This window comes from Gimesia algae (assembly GCF_007746795.1).
Lineage (GTDB): Bacteria > Planctomycetota > Planctomycetia > Planctomycetales > Planctomycetaceae > Gimesia > Gimesia algae.
The window spans coordinates 5,013,390-5,035,104 of record NZ_CP036343.1; the positions used below are offsets into that span (position 1 = coordinate 5,013,390).

The window sequence follows — 21,715 nt, forward strand, 5'->3', positions numbered from 1 at the left end:
TTTGAAAATCCTGTCTGGAAGGGTTTTAGTGTGAACGATTTCATCAGCGTACGCTTGCACGGACTTGTAAAGTACTCTTTCTCGGTTTTATAATCGTGATGGGAACGGTTCTTGTTGACGCAAGGTGTAGGAAAAGGTGAAGAGTTGAAGCCTCTCTCATTGGTACGTAGTTCATTAGGACTTTTATTCGCATCATTGTTGTTCAGCCCCGTCAATGCCGCTGATGTAGCTGGTACTAAAGTCAACTTTGTTGATTATTCGGGGGTAGCGACACTCTCTGTCAGTTCAATCGATCAGTTTAAGTTACAAATCAATGTTGAACCCCAATCAGAACGAAATCCATTGACGCTCCTGGTCGAGCTTCCGACGACGGGCTCCAATGCCTGGCCATTCATTGATGTCCAGGTGCTTGATTCAAAGGAACTCCCCGTATCTGTAAGGCGTAGTGGTATCGAATGGCACAAGCTGCTGATCTCAGTGCCGCCTGAGCAAATCTCGTTTGTGGTTCAAGTCGTCGACTCAGCGGACAATAGGCCACCATTTCCATTAGAGAAAGAACGTTATGCCACGGACCCCAAAACGCGTATGAGTGCAAAGATCTGCAGTTGGTACGATGGGCGGCGTGCTGCGTTCAGCATTCGCTTCGATGATTCACATCCCACTCATTTGAGTAAGGCCATCCCCCTACTGAATGAATACGGATTCCGCGGAACATTCATGGTGAATCCGGGCGGGCATCCGCCTGATCGTCGGCAGCGATCAGCTTTTGAGGACCACCGCGCCGAGTGGGAAGCTGTTGCAAAACGCGGAAATCACGAATTTGCAAACCATACAATGAACCATCGAGGTGCAGCCGATGATGAGTCAATGGAACATGAAATTGGCGACGCAGCGAAAGCCATCTGGAAGCTGTTCCCTGAGAAAAGCAAGTTGTCAGCATTGAATCTGGGCGGCGGAACGCAGTGGGTCACAACGCGACCATTGCAGTACTATCTCGATAAATACCATCACTTTGATGCATCGTCAAATTCAACAGGCATGGATGACTCGTACGGAAATCGGATTGCGACGTTTCGAAGATTGCTTGATGCTCATATTGAACGCGGGCTGTGGTACAAGGTGCACTATCACTACATCGGAGATGGACTCAGTACAAGCGAGGCCAACTTCCGGGCTGCTTTGGACATCGCGAAGAATCATCAGAGTCAACTGTGGATCGCCGGCATGGCGGACATCTATAAGTACCAGACCGAACGCCGGGGAGCCAGGCTGAGCATAAAGAACAATATTCTTAAGCTTTCATGCGCGACGGACCCAGAACTTTACGACCAATTGTTGACGATCGATGTTATGCCCCCCAAGTCCTGGATGACGGAGCCTGTCATGGTCACGAATCTCAAGGGTCAGAAAATCGACGTTCGAAAAGTGACTACGTCTGACGGAGTCGTCCTGCGGTTCGACGTACCGCCAACCGATTCCATGTATAAAATCGAAAAAACGCCTCATCCGAATTAACTTGGATTAGACTGTGTCCAGTTTTACTGTAGCGTCTCGAGGGCCATTTGGACCGAGTATACTAGATTGAGAGACGCTATGGTTAAATGAGATGCGCTCTAGATGTCTAGAAAAACCACCGTTAAAGGGTTCACTTCACATTGATCTGAAATTGATCCATCTCAGTCCGACCGTGTAAGTTTGTCCGCGATATTCTTCGTTTGCGGTATAGCAATCTTTAACATAGGTTTTTTGCCACCATGCCCGCCCGGTTAACTTGGTTGTCCTGCCGCTAAACTCGGCAAGAGCAAGTCGCACAAGATTATTGCCAACTGGACTGTAAGCAGGAACCAATCTGTCCGATAGAAACACCTCAAATATCAGTCGCCGTATTTCATTTGATTAACTGATACCCCGTGCGCGAAGTCCGGTACTTAATCTCATGCGCGCTCTTAAGTCCGCGGCCTTTTCCGTCACCAGTCATCGTGCCGTTGTCGCAACAAGCGACGACTTTCAACACCCCTTTCGCCTGCACGCTCACCGGCTCGCTAATCGTGATATCGAAAGTCCCGTCTTGATCTACACGGGCCACGTATGGTTTTTGGAAATATTGGGTATGTACGTCAGGTGCCGTGTCGTAAACAATAATGCTATGCGCCGGGACATTCGAAGTAATACGTCCGGTCAGATGTGCCACCCGTTTCTGGCGATCATTCTTAACGACGATGTCATGCCATACAACCTTGGGAATAAGATAGCGGCGATCTGCTGTCCCCATAAATAACGGATGCTTCCACAAAATCGCTGCCGAGGCTTCCGTAACATAACCCCGCTCTTCCTGATTTTTCATGACTCTGCGATAGTTGGCAATCGTTGCTCCCATCAAAGGCATCCCTAGATCTCGTTTTATGAGGGGGCCATTGTGCGGAAGCCCGAGTGCATGACCGAATTCGTGGATAGTGCCCTTCAAAGTCAATTCTTTCAGAAATGGTTTCGCCAACTTGTCCTCCGGGAATATTTCACCCGGCAGATTCGTATAGTTGACCTGTGACAACCCTCCCGCTGCCGCGCTACCTGAACCCAGATAACTGCTGTACTTCAGCGGAGGATCGCCCACGTAAACCCAAACCCACCAGACATCTAAAGTTTTGGGAATCTTAAATTTCTGCATTGCCAACAGCTTACCCTTACGCGACAGGTTTCCGTCCTTCAACGGAAATTTTCCACTCGCAAGAGTCTCAGGCGATTTGACGAATAAAATCTTCACACTACCATCGGCGTTTCGCTGGAAGATTTGTTCGCGAATTGGCGGGTAGTCCCACACTTTCATCCACTTCACCAGCATCGCTTCCGTGTAATCCGCCACTTGTGTCAGTCGCCTGGAGACACCAGTCGGAGCATCGACGTCAGCCGGGGTCAGGAAGACAATCTGAACCTTGGGCATTTTTGCCTGGCCAAAGACCGAAATGGGGAAAGAAAGTAATAGAACAGATAATAAAAGCGCGCGCATCGTTCTTTACCTTTGGAACAGAACGAGGTTTACATCTGCCAAGGGAACTGTCTATTAATATTACCCAGTAAAAACAAGGTATCAAGCACAAAAACTCGTATGGAGACCTTTTCAGGCATGTCGAAAACGACCCGCTTCGCGGATTCCCCACGCGCAAACTGAACCCATACCTTTTCGCGAACTCAGGCAGGTGCACCAGGCATTCTGTATCGTTCTCATTTGCTGTGACATAGATTTAATGAGTTTCTATCGTCATTCATAATACCATTTTCCTCAATGCATGGCATTTAATCTGAATACTTTGATTATTTCATCTACCTCAATATTTTCTTGACAATCACACTGCGATAATACAAAGTCACTCTAACTCTTCCGTGAATAGCTCACACCATATTTATCAGTCTGAATCATCTTAGACTGTGTCCAGTTTTACTGTAGCGTCTCCAAGGCCATTTAGATCGAGTATAATTGATCGGGAGACGCTATGGTTAAATGAGATGCGCTCTAGTTGCTGATAAGGATCATCTACCGTGACCGAACCAGTTCAGCTGTCAGAACCTGAGAAGGCATCACTCCAGCGGATTCTATCCATCGATAACCTGGAATCACAAAAGCGAATTGCGTATCCGTTTTGGGCACTCGCTGGCTTCACGTTTGTGATATCCCAGGTTGCACTTTTATGGAATCCGCTCTTCTGCATTACATTACTTCCGATAGCATTTGCGATGCTAATGATCGGGATGGCACGAATCGGCTACTATCGACTTTACCGACTGATTCACTATCAAAACGCAGTGACTGATAAATCAGTGAATAAATTGAGTTAAGACAACCAATGGATGAAAGCAGATTACCGCATACGCTTTATCATTTTAATAGTCACTCACAGCACTTGGGTTGGCCAAATCGTTCTGCTCATTTGTCGAATCAATACAGTACAAGTTCGAAAGAAGTAACATCCGAAAAACGAATACTCATGCCACACAATAAGAACAATATTCTCGTAGAACTTACCGACGTTTCGAAATACTACGGGAATTTACAGCCGGCTGTAAATGCAGTCCGTAATGTTTCATTTGTAGTCCGCCGTGGCGAACGCGTGGCTCTGCTGGGAAAATCCGGATCAGGTAAATCGACGCTGCTGAATATGATTGCCGGGCTGGATCGACCGACCAGTGGAAGCATTTGTGTCGCCGGAAAGATTCTTTCAGAACTTTCGCCGGCGGCCATTGCCGACTATCGGCGAGTGAGTGTAGGTATGATCTATCAGGCCTATAATCTCGTCCCCTGGCGGACGGCATTACAGAATGTGGAGTTACCGATGGTATTCGCCCGTCGTGGCAAGGCAGAACGGATGGCAGCCTCGAAGGAGGCATTGGCGGCTGTGGGGTTAACAGGTCGAATGGAACATCGACCCAGCGAACTCTCGGGCGGCGAACAGCAGCGGGTCGCTATTGCGCGGGCTCTGATCAACAGTCCCGAACTGCTGCTCGCAGATGAACCGACGGGCAATCTCGATTCATCCACAGCCGCGGAAATCCTGGAATCTCTCAGACAATTCACCGATAATTCCCAAACAGCAACACTCCTTGTCACACACGACGAAGAACTGGCCTATCGCTTTTCTACCCGTGTACTGCATATGCTGGATGGCCGACTGGATCACGATTCAGGAGCGGACAACTAATGAAGTTTACTGACATCGTCTCCATGTCATTTCTTGCCATTCGGCGACAGAAATCCCGCACGGTCCTCTCGCTGATTGGAGTGGTCATCGGTTCCTTGATGTTACTCTTCGCGCTGGCCTCGCGCAGCGGCGTTCAGGATGCGATCACGCGGGTCTTCAGCATGAGCAAACAGTTGCGGCAGATCCACGTCTCTCCGAATTGGAGTGTCGACGAAAGTGAGATACCTGAAGCGGAACTGGAAGTGGATCGCGATTTAGACGAATCACTGCGAGCGCGTCTTCGTAAAATGCTCATACGCCACTGGCGATTTGAACATGGCAGCGAGAGAGTCGGACTGACGCGCGAACGGATTGAAATAATCGAAGCACTCGAGCATGTGCAAAATATCCACCCTCAAATGTCCGCCTACGTCACACTCATCCAGGGTGATAAGGAACTGCAGGGAATGGGAGCCTCGGTCGCAGCCGGTGATGAAGTGTTGCGTGCACGTATTCTGGTGGGTAAAGCATTTGAGACGGACAGTGAACCGGTGATTCTGCTCAACGAGTTTGTCGCCTGGAAGTGGGGTTATATTACTCCTTCCCAGATGCAAAAACTGATCGGCACCAAAGTCAGAATTGAATACTGCGTTGAAGAGGATAGCGTGGCGTATTCTCTCTCGCGTCGCAATGGAGGCGATGTGGAGTTCAGCAAGGAAGAATTATCCGCCTTAAATAGTGCACTGGATCGTATACCGACGCTAATCGATGATTTGAATTTTCCTGAACCAGAGCGTGCCGCTTTGCAGAAAGCGTTTCAGCCAACACCCGCTGATCCATCCCAGTTGGCTGAATCTTTTGAACGAATTATCGCCCAGGAATTTACGGTGGCCGGAATTTATCGCTGCCCTACCGAGAGTGAAACGAACGACCATGTGCGGATCGCTCAAGCCGATGATTTTGCTGATTTCCTGCTGCCTGTCAAAACGGCCACCCAATTTGCGCTGCGTATCCCGAACATTAAGAAATCAGGTTTCTATCAAGCGACAGTATTAGTTGATCATGAATCGAACCTCAAAGCCGTCTCGGAACAGATTCGCAAAATGGGTCTGCAAGAATACTCGTTGATCTCGATGGTCGAGTTCATTCAGGAACAGGTACGCCAGGTCACTCTTATCGTCTCTCTGGTTGCCATTTTCGCGTTAGTCATCTCCGCCGTGGGCATCGCCAATACAATGGTCATGAGCGTCGTCGAACGCACGCGGGAAATAGGTATTATGAAAGCGTTGGGCGCACGTGAGGGACAAATTCAAATGCTGTTTCTGATTGAAGGGGCGTTGATTGGTTTGATCGGCGGACTCTGCGCGCTGGCAATCGGTCTGGCGATCAAAATACCGATCGAATCATACACCATTTCCCTACTGGAAAAACAATTGAATAAAACATTCGAGCAGCAGCACGTAATTGAGTTCCCGCTGTGGCTGCTGGCGCTGGTACTGGCCTTCAGCATGTTCGTCACCACCCTGGCAACGATCCTGCCCGCGCGCAGGGCCGCCCGCATTGATCCGATCACCGCCTTGCGACACGACTAAGAAAGGCTCCACAAGGCCACGAAATGAATAACATGTCGAGAAATGCGTATTCGCGCCGATCTGCTCGGTCCCTGCAAATTTGTGTAATGGTGTGAAATACGCTTATTCTAGCGACGGCAGCACCTCATCACCCTGTTTGATTTTGGCTTTATCATTCTCGTCCATGATCTGACCGACCGAATGATTCTTCTGTACAAAGACGATTCGGAACTGTACTCGGCGTTCATCTCGTATTGCATTGAATAATTGTCCTTTCTGTACGCCATCCGCCTCGCCCAGCGAAACCGCAACAAGACCTTGTTTTGACTGAGTCCCTAATACAACGCCCCTTGTATTAGTCGGGAGTTGAACCTTTGATACGACCTCAGTATCTGCGCCGAAAATCTCGTGCAGTGTTCCGTGCCTGGCAACATTACCCTCTTCGTCGACCTCAACACAGTACGGAAAAAGCTTCACGGGATATCCGAAGATATCCTTCGATCCGGGAGGAGCGACGACCGTGGAATAGGACATCTTAGTATCTTTGATTGTCTTGCGAATCTGTTCCATCTCGGTGCCGCTGGGATGAAGGCCGATCACAGTTCTGTTCTTCGTGAGGGAGTTAAGCAGCGGTACATCGTTCTTGCACGGTGCACACCACGCGGCCCAGAAATGTATCAGATATCGCTTGCCCTTCAGATCGGGTTGCGTTCCGATCCACCGGTCCGCAGAAAGGGCTGGCGCTGGTTTGCCGATCATCTTGCTGATGGGGCCTGTCCGCTCTGTAATCAACATAGCCGAACGAGCATATTTAAAAAGTTGCTCATTCACCAGACGCTGTAGTTCGTCAGCGGTTCGATCCGCTTGATACTCATAATCCACAGGCACTCCATAGCGCTGATCCTGAACGTTCTCACCCTTATTCGGTAATACGGCAGCCCAGTATTTTTTGAGATCGTCGCGGTCAACTGCAATTTCGGTTACAACGCTCTCGGAGCTGTAGAAATCGTAATGCCCCTGGTTCTGTTTGTTGTGATGCCAACCAGCGTTCTGCACGCGGAAGGAGAACCAGCGGCCCGGTGTAATCTCGCGATAGTCACTGAATACGTGTAACCGGCCGGGGATTGCGTGGTGAAAATGGTACTCTGCCCAGGCTATGCTCAACTGGTGTTGCTTTTCTGTGGGCAAGGCTTCTTCGCCATCTCCCACCAGAGTGCGGTATTCGTCGAGTGAGGTGATAGTGCGCCCCGCGATTTTCGTAACGATATCCTGCTGATAGAATGGGATAAAGTAACCCTGATGAATATAACTCAGACTACCACGTAAGCGGCCTGTTTTTTTACTGATCCACAATCGTTCGCTGCGTCCCGCCGATTCAAGAACTCGACAAGTTTCACCGGCAAATTCCACAGAAGGAAGCTCATTGTAGGTGGCTTGCTGTGGTGGGACCGAGCTCGTCGCGATGTTGTGATGAGTCCCCACACCCCACCAGTAAGTCTGCTGCGAGACCTGAAGTTGAGCTGGAATGTAGAAAAGTGAGTCCGCAAATTCTGCAATACCATTCCGGATGACATGTCTGGGCAGTTCTTCGGGGCTCCCTTCGCGCGACCAGGCGACTTTCGCGTCCCCATATTTGATTTGCTCCCAAATCAATTTACCATTTTCGGAAGTCTGATTAACAGTGTAAAACTGATGCGGAGACCATGCCATGATTGTATCCTGGGAATACGGCCGCCGGACATGATTCTCTGTCAGTGTCTTCTTCAATCGATGAACAGTCCGAATGGGTTCTGCTTTCATCGAAGGTACTTCACTGGAATATGTGAGCCGACGAACCCAGAAGGCTGGATAATGTTTCGCTACGTTGAGATCGTCATGCACCTGTCTTGCCAGCCTGGTCGCTTCATTGACAGGCGACGAAGTTCGTGTGAGCAGGTCTGTTCCAGCCTGACGCGTTTGATCAACAACCTCAATTCCCGCTTCCGCAAGAGCGGCCTGCACATCCCCCTGTGTTTCGTCCCGAAAATCGCAGTTGTCGAGTATCAGCCTGTTCAATTGAGTCAGCTGTTTGAATGATCGAGATGCTTCAACTCCTCCACAACGCCGAAGAGTCAGTTGCTTCAGCGATTTGATTTCCTTTAAGGCAATCAGACGAGTGTATGCAGTCGAGTCGATTTCCAGTTCCTCAAGCGAGCTGAGCTTTCCAATCGCAGCCATTCGTTGATCTGCACCGTCCCGGCTTGAACCAGCAGGATGCCGACGCAGCACGAGACTCTTCAATTGTGAACATGCCTGGAGGTGTTTCAAGCCTGCGACTTCAATCGGCGTTGCGTCCAATACCAACTTGCTTAATGAAGGTATTTTCTCAATATCTGCGAATCCATCATCAGTAATCAGTTCTTCCTCGACCAGCTCCAGGTCAGTCAGCGAGGAGCTGCGCAGCGACTGTAGCCCGCTACTGGTGAGTCCGGTGTGCTGGAATGTCACTGATTTGATTTTCGGGAGCTTTGTGAGTTGGGCTGCCGCCATGTCGGCCAGCTTTGACTCCAAAGAAAAGTCTTCCGCCCGGAATGAGGTCAGCTGCTTCAATTCACTGAACTGGATGGACTGAAGATTCTCTCGGGTAGGCTGGCGGATCGTCAGCTTCTGCACATTCGGCATTGATTTGAGGCGGTCAGACCAGTCCGCTGCCGCGTCACCCGTCAGCGTCAGTTCTATCGCTGAAATATCAGACTTTGATTCAGGTGAAGTGTTCCCCAGCGTCGTCGCAATCGACGGAGCCCCGATCGCCAGTAAGACAAGAAATACACTTGCCAATGCAATCAGCGAAGACGAGGTACGCTTCGATACCGAACGACGATCTAAGTTATGCTGGAAGAGGTGTCGGACACGGGTTTGCAGATTCGTACGTGTTGCCATAGCTGAAGCAGTATGCGGCACTTGCCAGCGATCCATGATAGCAGCAGCGATTTCAACCAGATGATCGGCATAGTTGCTGGCATTTTCACCCGAACAAAGTACGGCATCGTCGCAGGCCAGTTCGCGTTCCAGTCGCATACGCCGAGCGGCCAGCCAAATGAGTGGATTGAACCAGTAAAAAATGCAGGCGAATTGAGCGATTGACTGTGCAAAAACATCGCATCGCTCGATGTGAGCCTGCTCGTGTAACAACACAATACGCAGACGATCCTCCGACCACTTTCCATAGCCAGTCGGCAACACGATCGCTGGTCGAAGGATGCCAACGGCAACAGGCACCGGTGTCGAATCGCTGCATAGCAGTGTTACAAACCTGTTTGATCGATTGACTGAGTCCAGTATAGCAAGTGTTTTCACATCCTTGACCGGTATCGCGGTTCGTACAATCTTCCCGATTAACAGTTGCTGCGTGACGAGTCGAAACACCAACAAGAATGCCACGATCCCCCAGACTGTAAAGAGCAGAATCTCGATGCTGATATTCGTACTGCCTGGCGAAGCCGTTTTTCGAAAGCCTGTTGTCGGATCAGTTGCACTCTCATTTGAACCGATCGTCTGACTTGGTTCACGAGAATCAAGCGATACCGACGTCTCTTCAAATATCTCAGCCTGCGGCACCAGATAATCCGAGGGCAACAACCCGTTTTGTGACCGGCGATCAATGAACGGACTTATCTCGTGTTCAACGAATGATTCGACCGGCGCTGGCGGAATCAGTTCTTTCTCCGACTCAGAAAGGAGTCGGATCGTCGGGTTCCACCCCTGTGTTAATGGAATCACCACAGGCAGGAACAACACTCCTGCTAATCCCAGCAGCAGAATCCGATGCCTGAGCGCGGCAGAACTTCGATGCTGACAACAGACAGCGAGCCATATTCCGATGAGCAAAATAAAACTGCACAGGCAACAACGCACCGCGATTGACTCGATACTGTCTGCCCCAGTCAGCCCTGTAAGAATTCGACTTGTGATGTTCATAACGAGTCTCCTTCACGAATCTGGCGACGTCGTTCGTCAACCAGCTGTTTGATTTCACGAAGTTCTTCATCAGAAAGCTCATTACCTGAAACATCAAGCAACGCAGCAAAGGCATCCGAAGTTCGGCCTGCGAAAAATGTTGCAAGCACATTTTCCAAAGCAGACTTCCGGGCTAATTCCGCAGCGACCGCCGGTCGATAGAGATACCTTTTTCCATCTCTCCGGAACCGTAGCACCTTCTTATCGACTAATGAGCCGAGCATGGCACGTACCGTCGAATAGCTTGGGGGCTCTGGCAGTTCGTTTAATACTTCACTCACCGAAGCTTCACCAAGACGATAGACCGCTTCCACGATCTGTCGTTCACGATGCCCTAACGCGGGTCTTTTCTTCGCCATCGTTATTTCGCCTCCGAAACAAGTGAGATAATGCTACTGCAGTAGCACATGCGACTACAGTAGCAGTTGGGAGACGGTGAGTCAACCAATTAATGACGAATAGCGCCACATGATAATCCTCTCTGAAGGAATTCTGATTCACCGTGAATGACGATACTGCTCCAAAGTCTCTGACACTGTTGTTCTTAGACTGTGTTCAGTTTTATTGTCGCGTCTCCACGGCCATTGGGACCGAATATCATAGATTGAGACGCGATGGTTAAATGTGATAGCTCTGGAATTCGGTTGACCACCGATCTCCTTGCAGCTGATCGAGGGCGAAGATCCCAATTGCTGAAAACCACTTACCTCCATAAAACGAAACCTTGCAAAGCCAGTCATACCTGATAGCATAATTACACTACGTTCTCCCATTCAGAATCCAGATGGGAGTTGAAGCCATTGTGTCATGAGAGATGACCAATGGCGTGGAACCGTATCGGAATTACATGAGAAAGAATATGACATGTCTCACATCGTCACTCCAGCCGGTATTTCTTCTTCTCGCGTTGACGACTCGCGAATCCGTAGATTACCTCTGCTCTTGATATTCTTTCTGTCTCTTTGGAGTCAAATGGCGTCCCCGTTGTCGGGCGAGTTAATTGATCAGAGCGGAACGAGCTTGCGTATTCTGGCCAATATTGACGGGACAGATCAATTACATATTTCGCACCGCGCTGCCCGCTGGGTACACGGCTCATGGGGCTGGCCTGCTCATGTAGAGATCAATGGGCAGTCCTGGACTCCTCGACAACAACCTGCCTTACAGGTTGGTCCTGACTCGCCATTTCTGCGAAGTCATATCAGACTTGCGGGTGCCACCATACGCAAGCTTCGAGGTCGTGGTCAGGTCAACCTGGCTTACGGTGCCAACGGCTTGATCGTCCGTTTCGATGACGAGGGTCACAATGGATCCGCAACATACGAAGTGCTAATCACGTTTGCTGATCAGATTTGCGAGCAATCACGACGCGAGATCGAGAGCCTCAAATCCGAGTCTGGTCAACCGCTGCAGCCAATCGAATTAAACATCCAGACAAAAATCGACGGCGCCGACGCCATTCAGATTGATTCAGACAAAGTCAAATGGGCACACTATGAATCAAGTTGGCCACGAAAGGTGTCGTTGAACGATCGAAATTGGGACCCCTATACGGAACGGGAATTCAAACCCGAATCGAAAGGCTTTTTTATCCCTGCCGGGCTGAATTTGTCGGGCGCCGAGTTGGTGGAGAAAAAAGGGAGAGGAGCGGTACAGTTGCTTAAGTCTGACGATCGCTTAACAATTCGTTTTGACGACCGACACGCCCCAGGGGCCGACAACTACGCTGCACGAATTCGTATCCCGATCTCTCAGCTTTGGCCTGTTGTGATTCAATGTGATCTGCCCGAACATGTTGTCAACGCCCCACTGACAATCCTGCGTTATGAAAAAAATGAGAAACGTCCCACGATCGTTACAGAACAGCATGTGTTTGATCATCTCGGTCGCACGATTGTTGCGTTACCTGCAGGCTCATATCAGTTTGAAGTGCAGCATCAACCTCGCCCCGATGTTCTCGTGGCGTTAAAGAGCAGTCGCGTGGAAGTAGGATCTGCTACGACCGTCAGGCTACAGTCGATTCAAATTCCCACACCAAAGCTGGTCGTGAGCGGCCACCGGGGACTGGATTTGACGCAGCTGGGAATTCGATCCATCCTGCCAACCGGTGCAGTGGCATGGAAACGAAACTCGCGGGCCAATCATGTCTCATTAGTGCTTTCACAAGACCAGACCTATCGCATACGAGTCTTCGGCAGCAATAATTATGCGCAAGTCGCCTTATGGAAAGAGCTGAAAACGAATGAAATTCGTCGGATCAGGGAAACAGAAGAGAACATGGTCCGGTGCTCTTTTGGCTGGCAATCAGAATCATTACCACCCCTCGCAGCTGGAGTGGAGCTGGATTTCCCCGACTCTCACTGCGAGTTCCGCGTCACGAATAACACATTGTTTTTGACGAATCGTCGTTTTCTTGAGCTTGGGTACTGGTTCCAACTTAAGAATGGTCGCAAAGTGGTTTTTCACCCTCGAGGTTATGCGCTCCCGAAGGGCGAGTCCGATCATCAATTCGAACTGGGCGGCCCACTTACAGGTCGCGCCAGCGCAGCAATCTTGACCAACGAAAATTTAGGGAGCCCTCACGCACGGCAATTATGGACCGATATTTGCCTCGTTGATCCCCATGGTCATATTCTGGATCATCAGAAGTCAACCATCGACTGGAAATGGGAAGTGCAAATGCGCGACGGCGCCGCACCGCCAAAGCCCCCCCTGACACCAGAGGCCGTTATGAGATTGGGAAATGTCGCTGAGACAGTTGTCCTTAAGGCCCGTTATCAATTAGATCAGCCCGTGGAACTGACGCTGCCTCCGGAACGTTTTGTATCCCGAAGATCAAAACGCGTATCGACAACTTCGCCTCCGTATATGAACTGGCGAACGGCTGCCTACCTGGCTAAGGCCGAGCGAAGTCTGAGTGAAATTGCCTCAGAACGAGAAATACCGCTCAACCCCTCGTATCGCGTCAAGTTGACCTGGTGGTTAAATGGAGGCGCCGTTGGTGGTCACGGCGGAACGACGATGCCTCTCAGAGGAATGACAGGAGACTTTAACTGGTTTAAGCATCCGTGGGCGATCTCGCACGAATTACTGCACGGGTTCGGGTATGGGCACGATGACGACATGAATCGGACTGATAGAGTAGTGCAAAGACGATTCCTGGAGCACAAATGGTTCGTTGCGGATCATCCGGATCATGCCCCGGAATTGTTGATTGAGCCGAAAGCAATGCCCACAAAATTTGTTTACGGGGAGCCGGTCGACTTGCTTAAGTTGATCGATCTAGAACGCGATACATTGCTCGGGGAGTGGAAGTGGGAAGACGACGTGTTGCTCACACCTGTATCGAGTGGCGGTCGTCTCAAGCTGCCAGTCGAGGCCCCCTCATCCTATGAGTTATTAATGGTCGTCACACGTCTTAAAGGTCGTGATACACTGGGCATCGATATCATCGTAGGCGAAGACGATATCGGCACGATGCTGGCACTCGATGGTTGGCTGGGACAGGCGTGTGGATTGCATTATCTCGATGGACGCGGTGGCGACCAGAATGAAAGCACTTATAAAAGAGGTGTCTTTCCCGATCAGAAGGAGCATACCATCCTGTGCCGCGTCACTCCTGAGAGCGTTTTCGTCGAAGTCGATGACAATCGGATCATAGACTGGCACGGTGATCCGAAACGGTTCCGGATTTCTTCTGATTCGGCAGCGACCAGAGGGCGAGAATTGTTCCTTGCTGAAACAAAGAATGTATCGTACCGGATCTCCAAAATTCAGCTGCGAACGATCAAATCACCAGAGTGAGTTGCATTCGATTTTGACCCCAATACACTGCATTCACCTTGCTTCGGTGCTAAAGGAGAATGTCAATTTCCCAATTCATCCAGGAAGAGCAGGCGGACTTCGCGATTCTCCTCGTGGAACGTCAAGCCGGTTTGTTCGGATACGTGCTTGAGGACCAGTTGAGGGTTCTTGGCAAATTGTCTGGGAAAATCTTTCCATGTGGTGCGTTCGGACTGATCGAAATAGGTTCGCCAGCCAATGGACCCTTGGGGCGGATTTTTGATGTCACTCAGGACAGGGCGGCCGACACGGGAGCCGATGGCTTTGAGGAAGTCTGGGAACTTCCCGGCATTCTCTTCGCCATGTTGTTTATCAGGACCGGGACCTTCCTTGCCGTAGATCAAATAGGATTTATCCTCGGGTCGTCTCCATGCAGGGCCTGGAGGGGCCGCCTGAAATGTTCCTCGTGCCACGTAGACTTCTCGGTCGACTTTTTTGAATTCGAGGGAGGCCTGCAGCTTCAGATCCTGGTTCAGCACAGAGCCGAGGCCCTCAATGATGTCTTCTCTTGATGTCCCCTTGCGGATGATAAAATCTCCGCCCAGTTTCGTGTTCACCCAGAGCTGGGAATTCCCCCCCAGGTCGACATTCTGGAGGTCTGTGAGAATCCTGACCACGCTGAAGAGAGAAGAAGATTCATCGCCAAACCCTTGTGATTTCAGCTTCAGATTTCCTGCGTCCCAGATATAAACATTCAAACCTGTTCCGGAGATATACTTGAAGCGTTCCTCTTTTGAGAGCGTGTGTGTTTTTTCCCGTGGTTGATTTGTCACGGGAGGAGCGAATGCGACCTTTCGGGGGATGGATTCAGGCTGAGTTGTTTTTTCTTCAGCCACAAGCTGGAAATCAAGAAGATTGATTGCAAGTAGCAGCATGGGGACGACAAGCAGCAAAGTGCGTTTCATCATGGACCTTTCCGGGGGGGCAGGAGAGAGGATTCGTCGAATGCGGTGATACAATTTTCCTCCCCGGGCGGCGGATGAGGGGGAGTGAATCTGACGGGGATCACTGCCGATGCGAAACAACGCACGTGCATAATCGGCGACGGCATCCGGATTGTTGTAGAGGACTTCATCATCGCAGAGCAACTCGGCACACTCATCGAGCTTGTTGAGAGTCCACCATGCCAGAGGATTGAACCAGTGCAGGCAAACCACAAGCCGTGCGAGGAATCCTTTCCAGATATCCCCATGTCGGAGATGGGCCAGTTCATGATGCAAAATAGCCATGCGCTCTTTTTCGGTCAGGCTGGACCAGAGTTGTTGGGGAACGAAAACGCGAAATCCCCGCAGCAACAAACCGAGCATGGGACCAGCATCATGTGTGATGTGCAGTGGAATTGATTTTCGGATACCGTACTGTTTTAAGACGGCCTGCCACTCCATGGCCCATGTTTCGGTGGCTGGTACACTGTTGCGAAGACGTTTTGCCGAGACGATGCAGGCAGTGATCCACCAGAGCAAAACCAGCCCGCATCCTGTTATCCAGATCGAGGCGGCAAAAGAGAACCAGTTGAAGCTGGTTAAAAGATCACGATCCGAATTGGTAAGCATCACTGGTAATGGATTTGCAGTGGGATTGACGACTGTAGCATCCAGCTTCCCGGGAGGTACGGATTCGAAAGAAATGCTTTTATTAATTTCACTAGGATACCAGGGAATAGCCACCGAATATTGCAGAAAAATGATGCCCTGTAGCATAACCAGTGCCCATGCTGCCTGATGCCAGCGAGGCGAGGACGGTTTGAGCCAGAGAAGCAGTCCTCTGACGATCAAAGCGGTAATGCCGAGAGCCAGGGTCGCTCTCAATACCGCATCGAATAAATAATGGAACGCTGAATGCATCCGTTAATTCCCTTTTCGGCTATTCTGTTCTGCAACGTCTAAAAGTTTTTTGAGTTCCTGGACTTCATCGTTTGTCAGCGATCGTTCTGTGATCAAGTGCTTCATGAGCGGAACCACTTTTCCGGATGTGAGCTTTTCGAGAACCTGCCCGAGGTATCCTTTGGTGGCCTGGCTCTGTGTTGCGACCGCCTGGTAGAGAGCCGGTCGCTGCTCGCTTTTTGTTACCAGCCCCTTAGCGGCTAACCGATTCAGACGGGTTTGCATCGTGGGATAGGCAATGGGCTTTCCGAATTCACGGAAGGCCTGGTGTGCTTCAGCGAGAGTAAGCGGACCTTTATCCCAGAACATACTCATCAATTCCATTTCTCCCGGGGATAAACGGACAGCTTTTTTGCTTTTAGTCATCGGGAACTCCATTTTATTACATGTGTAATATTCAAGATTATATTACCTGTGTAATAAAACACAAGAGCAAGCCGGATTTTTATTGTTCAGAGCAACTCTATCGTTTTTCAACCTCGTCAGTGCCAAGAACAGCAGACCCCTGTCTGCATGGTGATTTGGCACTTGCGCCTCGTTCGATTATCTCATCCTGGCTGTGATGTTGACCTTCCCTCAATCCCTTGACTGCGGCAAAGGTCTAGATGTTTTTAATTGATAATCGATAGTAATTCTGATAGGTTAAAACAGAATTTAATTCTGTGTTTTTTTAGTTATCTGCCAATGAAACAGTACCTCACGACATTCGCTCTACTCTTCGCCATTGGTTGCAACGGCGAGCCCCCTACGAAGTCGCGACAGACATCAGATAACGCCTTCACCGCCCGGACCGAAGCCATGCCACCGCGACTCGCTGCCAGTGTTGTAACTAAGGAAACGCTTACCGTCGGCGTCGAAACAGTCGTCCAATCCGACTCTTTAATGGGGCGGTATCAGGTAGTTTTTGAAGATGATGGCGACACGGGCTACTTTTACGCCCTCGACACAGACAAACCAGAAAATCCAATCATCGACGCGTTGCACATCTACAACGTTCAGTCTGTGACCGATAGAGACAAACCCTCCGAGATGCATATCATCTGGTCAGGCGATGGAATGAAAGCAGCACTCTTCATTAACTCCTATCCGCATGCTGTTTACAATTTCTCTGAAGGGCTGGGGTGTTGTCGCACTGGATTCCCACCACCAGCCGACGCATCCGCGACGCACGATTGGGATGAATCACAGCTGGCACATTTTTTCGCTGACGAAGACAAATAACCAGCCAATGCACTGGGGTCGCAGGCCGTGGGGTTCTGAAAATCAACTTCGTTTACTGCGGTCAGCTAATCAATGGCAACCGGTGTGACCATAAACAGCGTGACGGTATCTTCCGAAGAGGTGGTATCTGATTTCGCATTCACCACCTGACTTTGGCCACCCGCAGGCGAAACGGTTCTGACCACAAGCGTTTCCCCGAGGTTCATTTCCGCCTGTGTGTAGATGCGCCGCACCGTCAGACCGGGAACTGTAAGACCATTCACTTTGACCGCGTTCGCGTAGTCGCGGTGCGAGATCTCCGGGTTAAATTCGAGCTGGATTCTTCCATTGTCAAGCAAACGCGGCTCCACCTTACAGAACACGCCGAACCGCTTCCACTCGACCGAAGTTTGATTGTCCCCTGCAGGAATCAAGATAGGATATTTACCGCCGCTCACTGACGTTGCCGATTGGCCAGAAACAGTGACAATTTGCGGACTTCCATGCACCACCGTCACTCTGCCCGCTTTCTTCAGTTGCTCGATGGCTTCTTCTGCATTCTTAAAAATCGAGACGGTGGGATCAGGATGACTTCGCCGGCCGTTTGTAAATTTCACTGGCTCTGCTGACGCTGCAAATTCTGCTGCTGCTTTGCTGGATAACTCGAGAAAGCTACAGCGACAGAGAATTTTGTCCGGCCTTCCCGTCAGCCGTCGCAGTTGTTCCGATTGCTTCTGAAGCTCTGTAATCTGTTTCGATAACTCAGCGCGCTCTCGGCGGATGCGCTGGTTGAGCTGGTCTGTTTGTTCGCGCAGCTGCTCTGCTTCTTCACTCAGACCCGCAGCTTTCAATTGCTCCGTCGCGACGCGGAGATGATCCAGGGCCGACAGACTGTGGCTCTTGCCTGTCGCTGATGGGGAGAGTCTCTGAGGTTCAGGGCACTTTTCCGGTTCGGCACCGAGACTGATTGTCACAAGAGATAACAATAAAGCGAAAAAACTGATATAGCGTGCTAACATGCTTAGGCTCCTTTGACGCGAATTCTATTGGAACTGGTCAAATTGAGTCAATCTGAGTAAATTGAGGCTATCGGATCAGCGTCTGCCTGCGTTCCGTGTTGTTTTTGTTACACTATGACACGATTTACGTTACTTGAATTAGATGTTGCTATAAGAATGGGAAGCTGATGAATAGTAAAGATATAAAAAAAGGGTTTCCCCCCAATATCCCTTTCCCCAGAGAACTCGAACAATTAATTGACTGGACCAATCAAAATGGTTATCCAATCAGCGGTTTCTTTGAACTGCGTGCAGGTGACAAAGATACGATGTTCTACTGGTTTGGATTCAGGCATGTCGATGAGAAACTCGCTCAATTTGGCGCGGGCGCGGATGGCTCTCTGTATTGCATCTGGGATGCCGGCGATCAGAGTTTCCCCGTTGTGCATTTAGGTTCGGAAGGGGACGGCATCAAAGTTCTTGCTGCTAATTTTACCGATTTTCTGCGACTGCTTGCCATTGGATATGGCGAACTCGGTTTTGAAGATTTATCCAAACCACCTGAAGAAAATGAACCGAATTCCAAATTTCAAGAATGGGTAAAGGTTCAATTCAATACAAATATTCCCACGAATGGTTCCGAATTCATTGCACTTGAAGAAAATGGAAAATGTCGATTTGCGAACTGGGTAGATCACGTATGCGTGAAATATAACTAATCCAGATAACGGCAAGCAAGAATGACTATCATCAGGTCAGTCATGTAATCAGACGCCGTTGCTGCCCCTTTCGCCTCGGTCTCCTTATCGGTTGTTTTTTTCTGGTACTTTCTGCTAAAACTACGCGATGAAACATATACGAAACTTCTGCATTATCGCCCATATTGACCATGGCAAGTCCACGCTCGCCGACCGGCTCATTCAAACCTGTGGTGGCGTGACACTCCGTGAACTGCATGAACAAATGCTCGACTCGATGGATATCGAGCGTGAACGGGGCATCACGATCAAGAGCAATTCGATTACGCTCAATTTCCGGGCTCAGGATGGTGAAGACTATTTATTGAATCTGATCGATACGCCGGGCCACGTCGATTTTTCGCATGAAGTCAGGCGTTCATTGATGGCCTGTGAAGGCGCCCTGATCATTGTCGATGCCTCTCAGGGAGTCGAAGCTCAGACGGTCGCGAACCTCTATCTGGCTCTGGAACATAATCTGACCCTGCTGCCTGTGATCAACAAGATCGACCTTCCGGCCGCGGACATCGAACGGGCGCAAGAGTCGATTGATGAAGAACTGGGGCTCGATCCGTTCGAGGCAATCCCGATTTCCGCCAAAAATGGCATTGGCATTGAGGACGTGCTGCAGGGCATCGTCGAGAAGTTGCCGCCTCCCCAGGGCGATGCGGAGGCGCCGCTGAAGGCACTTGTGTTTGACGCGAACTACGATAAGTTTCGCGGCGTGATTCTGCAATGCCGCATCATGGAAGGTACGCTCAAGCCGCGCGATACGATCCACTTCATGCACGCCGGTCGCGACTTCACAGTGGATGAAGTGGGCTATAATCAGATGAAACTTATTCCCAAAACTCAGCTCAGCGCCGGGGAAGTGGGTTATGTTGTCGCGGGTGTCAAGAGTGTGCAGGACATTGAGATCGGCGATACGATTACCCTGCTGAATCGACAGGCTGCAGAGCCGATTCCCGGTTATCAGCCAGCCAGGCAGGTCGTCTTTTCTTCCATCTACCCCATGGATACCGGCGACTACGTGGAACTCACCAAGGCTTTGGAGAAGTTGGCGATCAACGACGCGGCACTAACGTTTGAAAAAGACAGTTCCGCGGCACTCGGCTTTGGCTTTCGCTGTGGATTTCTGGGACTGCTGCATCTGGATGTGATTCAGGAGCGTATCCAGCGCGAATTTGACATCGGCCTGGTGATCTCTGCCCCGTCTGTGAAATATAATTTAACCTTAAAAGACGGTTCCACGCTCGAAGTCGACAACCCCTCTTACTGGCCCGACCCCACGATGATCGAGTCGGCCAGCGAGCCCTACATTAAAGCCTCGATTCTGACTCCCGAGACGTACGTCGGCCCTGTCATGGAACTCTGCCGGGAACATCGCTCGGAAAGCCAGACGATGAATTACCTGTCCGCCAGTCGGATCGAAGTCACCAGCGTGATGCCACTGGGAGAGGTCCTGTTCGACTTCTACGGCAAACTGAAGATGATTACGCGCGGTTACGGATCGTTTGATTATGAACCAATTGAATATCGAGTCACCGATATCGTGAAGGTCGATATTCTCGTCAACAAGGAACCGGTCGACACGCTGTCCTACCTCGTGCATCGAGAAAAAGCCCGCACGCGGGCGCTGCACTACTGTGAACAACTCGCCAAAGAAATCCCCCGGCATCAGTTCAAGATCCCCATCCAGGGAGCCATCGGAGGCGAAGTCATCGCCCGCACCACGATCGCACCGTTCCGCAAAGACGTCACCGAGAAACTGTACGGCGGCGATGTCACGCGCAAGAAAAAACTGCTCGAAAAGCAGAAAAAAGGCAAAGCCAAAATGAAGCAGTTCGGCAGCGTCAATATTCCCCAGAAAGCGTTTGTCTCAGTCCTGCGCACCGATAAGGATTAGGGAGGCAAGCGTGGCCGGTTCAATGTTTCGTCCAGAATACTGCCTTTTCCAATTCGAATCATGCAACATAACTTCTTATTCATTGAACCTTCATCACTACCATATTGACAATCGATTTTAGTTCATACAAAATCCCTCTATGATCGACGTTAATGGGTTTTACCGGAATACTTCATTTGAATTCAAGTTATGCATCAAAACTGCCACCGCAGTGAAATAGAGGCTTCATGGGATTATTCTCTGGCATAAAAAGTCGCCTTTTTCCGCCTGAACTAAGTCGTGTTGCAAAGACTGATGACGCTTCAACAATAGCAGAGCGTATTTCAAGGACATCGATTGTAGTTATTGCCGCGGATTTAGGAGATTCGATTTCGTTCGACACTGATCAACAATCCGTTATCGCACTGGTTGAAGCCGCCACACAGAAAAAAACATTTGACGGCAGCGTTCACAAATATGAGATAGATGGTGCTACTTTTCTACCGATCTTCACTGACGTTCCAACTGCCGAGGCTTTCTGCGGTGCATATTGCGGATTGCTAAACCACATTCATGCATTCCGACTATTTACCGCTCCCGGTGCATACCTTCGTGACTGGATAGCTGAGCAAGATTTCATCGTCGTAAATCCTCAAAGCCACAACGAAGTGGAAATTGATCGCAGTAATTCACTCATGATTCGTGAACAGCTTCCCAATCCTGATCAAATAAACGAAATACAATTCACATCATTGGTCATCCCCATGATCGGTATTTCACAGACTGTTGAATTCGCACCTGATACGTAACGGTATCACAAGGAATTATGCTACTCCGATCGACAACACCAAGATAGAAACATCTACTCGTGCCTTCAGAAAAGACAGAAGGATAATAAAACACTTCACGGCACAGTCGATCCTGCACCGCAA

At 50.0% G+C, this 21,715-nt stretch carries 15 protein-coding genes; 9 read left to right on the forward strand and 6 right to left on the reverse strand.

The annotated features are described in order from the left end of the window. The first annotated feature begins 111 nt into the window (after nucleotides 1–111). The gene (locus Pan161_RS18580; protein WP_197995399.1) at nucleotides 112–1,515 is read left to right on the forward strand and encodes a polysaccharide deacetylase family protein; all 1,404 of its coding nucleotides are present in this window, start codon (nucleotides 112–114) and stop codon (nucleotides 1,513–1,515) included. A 373-nt stretch (nucleotides 1,516–1,888) separates the two neighbouring features. Here the strand turns inward: Pan161_RS18580 and Pan161_RS18585 are convergent, their stop codons facing one another. Beyond that, complete coding sequence (locus tag Pan161_RS18585; protein ID WP_145229658.1) at nucleotides 1,889–3,004, reverse strand: hypothetical protein; 1,116 nt, start codon at nucleotides 3,002–3,004, stop codon at nucleotides 1,889–1,891. Between the two features lie 530 nt (nucleotides 3,005–3,534). On the opposite strand from Pan161_RS18585, the gene Pan161_RS18590 reads away from it, so the two are divergent. The 3 genes from Pan161_RS18590 (at nucleotide 3,535) to Pan161_RS18600 (ending at nucleotide 6,262) form a co-directional block, all read left to right on the forward strand. After that, a complete protein-coding gene (locus Pan161_RS18590; protein WP_145229660.1) occupies nucleotides 3,535–3,831 on the forward strand; it encodes a hypothetical protein in 297 nt (98 codons plus the stop codon). A gap of 149 nt (nucleotides 3,832–3,980) precedes the next feature. Further along, complete coding sequence (locus Pan161_RS18595) at nucleotides 3,981–4,691, forward strand: ABC transporter ATP-binding protein (RefSeq protein ID WP_145229662.1); 711 nt, start codon at nucleotides 3,981–3,983, stop codon at nucleotides 4,689–4,691. After that, entirely contained in the window at nucleotides 4,691–6,262 is a 1,572-nt protein-coding gene (locus Pan161_RS18600) for an ABC transporter permease (protein ID WP_145229664.1), read from the forward strand. The genes Pan161_RS18595 and Pan161_RS18600 overlap by 1 nt, the downstream gene beginning before the upstream one ends. Nucleotides 6,263–6,364: 102 nt before the next feature. Here the strand turns inward: Pan161_RS18600 and Pan161_RS18605 are convergent, their stop codons facing one another. Then, nucleotides 6,365–10,198, reverse strand: coding sequence for a M56 family metallopeptidase (locus Pan161_RS18605; protein WP_145229666.1), 3,834 nt, complete (start codon nucleotides 10,196–10,198; stop codon nucleotides 6,365–6,367). After that, complete coding sequence (locus tag Pan161_RS18610; RefSeq protein ID WP_145229669.1) at nucleotides 10,195–10,596, reverse strand: BlaI/MecI/CopY family transcriptional regulator; 402 nt, start codon at nucleotides 10,594–10,596, stop codon at nucleotides 10,195–10,197. The genes Pan161_RS18605 and Pan161_RS18610 overlap by 4 nt, the downstream gene beginning before the upstream one ends. A 613-nt stretch (nucleotides 10,597–11,209) precedes the next feature. Between Pan161_RS18610 and Pan161_RS18615 the strand changes: the two genes are divergently transcribed. Continuing rightward, nucleotides 11,210–14,041 carry a hypothetical protein gene (locus Pan161_RS18615; protein ID WP_145229671.1) on the forward strand — a complete coding sequence of 944 codons (2,832 nt, stop codon included), beginning with the start codon at nucleotides 11,210–11,212 and terminating at the stop codon, nucleotides 14,039–14,041. A 62-nt stretch (nucleotides 14,042–14,103) separates the two neighbouring features. Here Pan161_RS18615 and Pan161_RS18620 read toward each other — a convergent pair whose 3' ends face one another. Both Pan161_RS18620 and Pan161_RS18625 read right to left on the reverse strand, forming a co-directional pair. Then, on the reverse strand, nucleotides 14,104–15,924 hold the full coding sequence (locus tag Pan161_RS18620; protein ID WP_145229673.1) for a M56 family metallopeptidase: 1,821 nt from the start codon (nucleotides 15,922–15,924) through the stop codon (nucleotides 14,104–14,106). A 3-nt stretch (nucleotides 15,925–15,927) separates the two neighbouring features. After that, nucleotides 15,928–16,329 (reverse strand): BlaI/MecI/CopY family transcriptional regulator, encoded by a 402-nt coding sequence (locus Pan161_RS18625; protein WP_197995400.1) that lies wholly within the window; start codon nucleotides 16,327–16,329, stop codon nucleotides 15,928–15,930. A 318-nt stretch (nucleotides 16,330–16,647) separates the two neighbouring features. On the opposite strand from Pan161_RS18625, the gene Pan161_RS18630 reads away from it, so the two are divergent. Continuing rightward, nucleotides 16,648–17,184, forward strand: a complete 537-nt coding sequence (locus Pan161_RS18630; protein ID WP_197995401.1) for a DUF2251 domain-containing protein — start codon at nucleotides 16,648–16,650, stop codon at nucleotides 17,182–17,184. Nucleotides 17,185–17,249: 65 nt separating this feature from the next. On the opposite strand, the gene Pan161_RS18635 is transcribed toward Pan161_RS18630, so the two are convergent. Beyond that, complete coding sequence (locus Pan161_RS18635) at nucleotides 17,250–18,182, reverse strand: type II and III secretion system protein family protein (protein ID WP_145229676.1); 933 nt, start codon at nucleotides 18,180–18,182, stop codon at nucleotides 17,250–17,252. Between the two features lie 167 nt (nucleotides 18,183–18,349). Between Pan161_RS18635 and Pan161_RS18640 the strand changes: the two genes are divergently transcribed. From Pan161_RS18640 to Pan161_RS18650, 3 genes are all read left to right on the forward strand, one after another. Beyond that, on the forward strand, nucleotides 18,350–18,880 hold the full coding sequence (locus tag Pan161_RS18640; RefSeq protein ID WP_145229678.1) for an SMI1/KNR4 family protein: 531 nt from the start codon (nucleotides 18,350–18,352) through the stop codon (nucleotides 18,878–18,880). Between the two features lie 127 nt (nucleotides 18,881–19,007). After that, nucleotides 19,008–20,804 (forward strand): translation elongation factor 4, encoded by a 1,797-nt coding sequence (gene lepA, locus Pan161_RS18645; RefSeq protein ID WP_145229680.1) that lies wholly within the window; start codon nucleotides 19,008–19,010, stop codon nucleotides 20,802–20,804. 227 nt (nucleotides 20,805–21,031) lie between these two features. Then, entirely contained in the window at nucleotides 21,032–21,592 is a 561-nt protein-coding gene (locus Pan161_RS18650; RefSeq protein ID WP_145229682.1) for a hypothetical protein, read from the forward strand. Nucleotides 21,593–21,715: the final 123 nt, after the last annotated feature.

What these genes read in the sequence shown, in the direction of transcription:
- Pan161_RS18585 (WP_145229658.1), bottom strand. Translation starts at nt 3,004, where the DNA reads ATGCGCGCGCTTTTATTATCTGTTCTATTACTTTCTTTCCCCATTTCG.
- Pan161_RS18595 (WP_145229662.1), top strand. Translation starts at nt 3,981, where the DNA reads ATGCCACACAATAAGAACAATATTCTCGTAGAACTTACCGACGTTTCG.
- Pan161_RS18600 (WP_145229664.1), top strand. Translation starts at nt 4,691, where the DNA reads ATGAAGTTTACTGACATCGTCTCCATGTCATTTCTTGCCATTCGGCGA.
- Pan161_RS18605 (WP_145229666.1), bottom strand. Translation starts at nt 10,198, where the DNA reads ATGAACATCACAAGTCGAATTCTTACAGGGCTGACTGGGGCAGACAGT.
- Pan161_RS18610 (WP_145229669.1), bottom strand. Translation starts at nt 10,596, where the DNA reads ATGGCGAAGAAAAGACCCGCGTTAGGGCATCGTGAACGACAGATCGTG.
- Pan161_RS18615 (WP_145229671.1), top strand. Translation starts at nt 11,210, where the DNA reads ATGGCGTCCCCGTTGTCGGGCGAGTTAATTGATCAGAGCGGAACGAGC.
- Pan161_RS18620 (WP_145229673.1), bottom strand. Translation starts at nt 15,924, where the DNA reads ATGCATTCAGCGTTCCATTATTTATTCGATGCGGTATTGAGAGCGACC.
- Pan161_RS18625 (WP_197995400.1), bottom strand. Translation starts at nt 16,329, where the DNA reads ATGACTAAAAGCAAAAAAGCTGTCCGTTTATCCCCGGGAGAAATGGAA.
- Pan161_RS18630 (WP_197995401.1), top strand. Translation starts at nt 16,648, where the DNA reads ATGAAACAGTACCTCACGACATTCGCTCTACTCTTCGCCATTGGTTGC.
- Pan161_RS18635 (WP_145229676.1), bottom strand. Translation starts at nt 18,182, where the DNA reads ATGTTAGCACGCTATATCAGTTTTTTCGCTTTATTGTTATCTCTTGTG.
- Pan161_RS18640 (WP_145229678.1), top strand. Translation starts at nt 18,350, where the DNA reads ATGAATAGTAAAGATATAAAAAAAGGGTTTCCCCCCAATATCCCTTTC.
- lepA (WP_145229680.1), top strand. Translation starts at nt 19,008, where the DNA reads ATGAAACATATACGAAACTTCTGCATTATCGCCCATATTGACCATGGC.
- Pan161_RS18650 (WP_145229682.1), top strand. Translation starts at nt 21,032, where the DNA reads ATGGGATTATTCTCTGGCATAAAAAGTCGCCTTTTTCCGCCTGAACTA.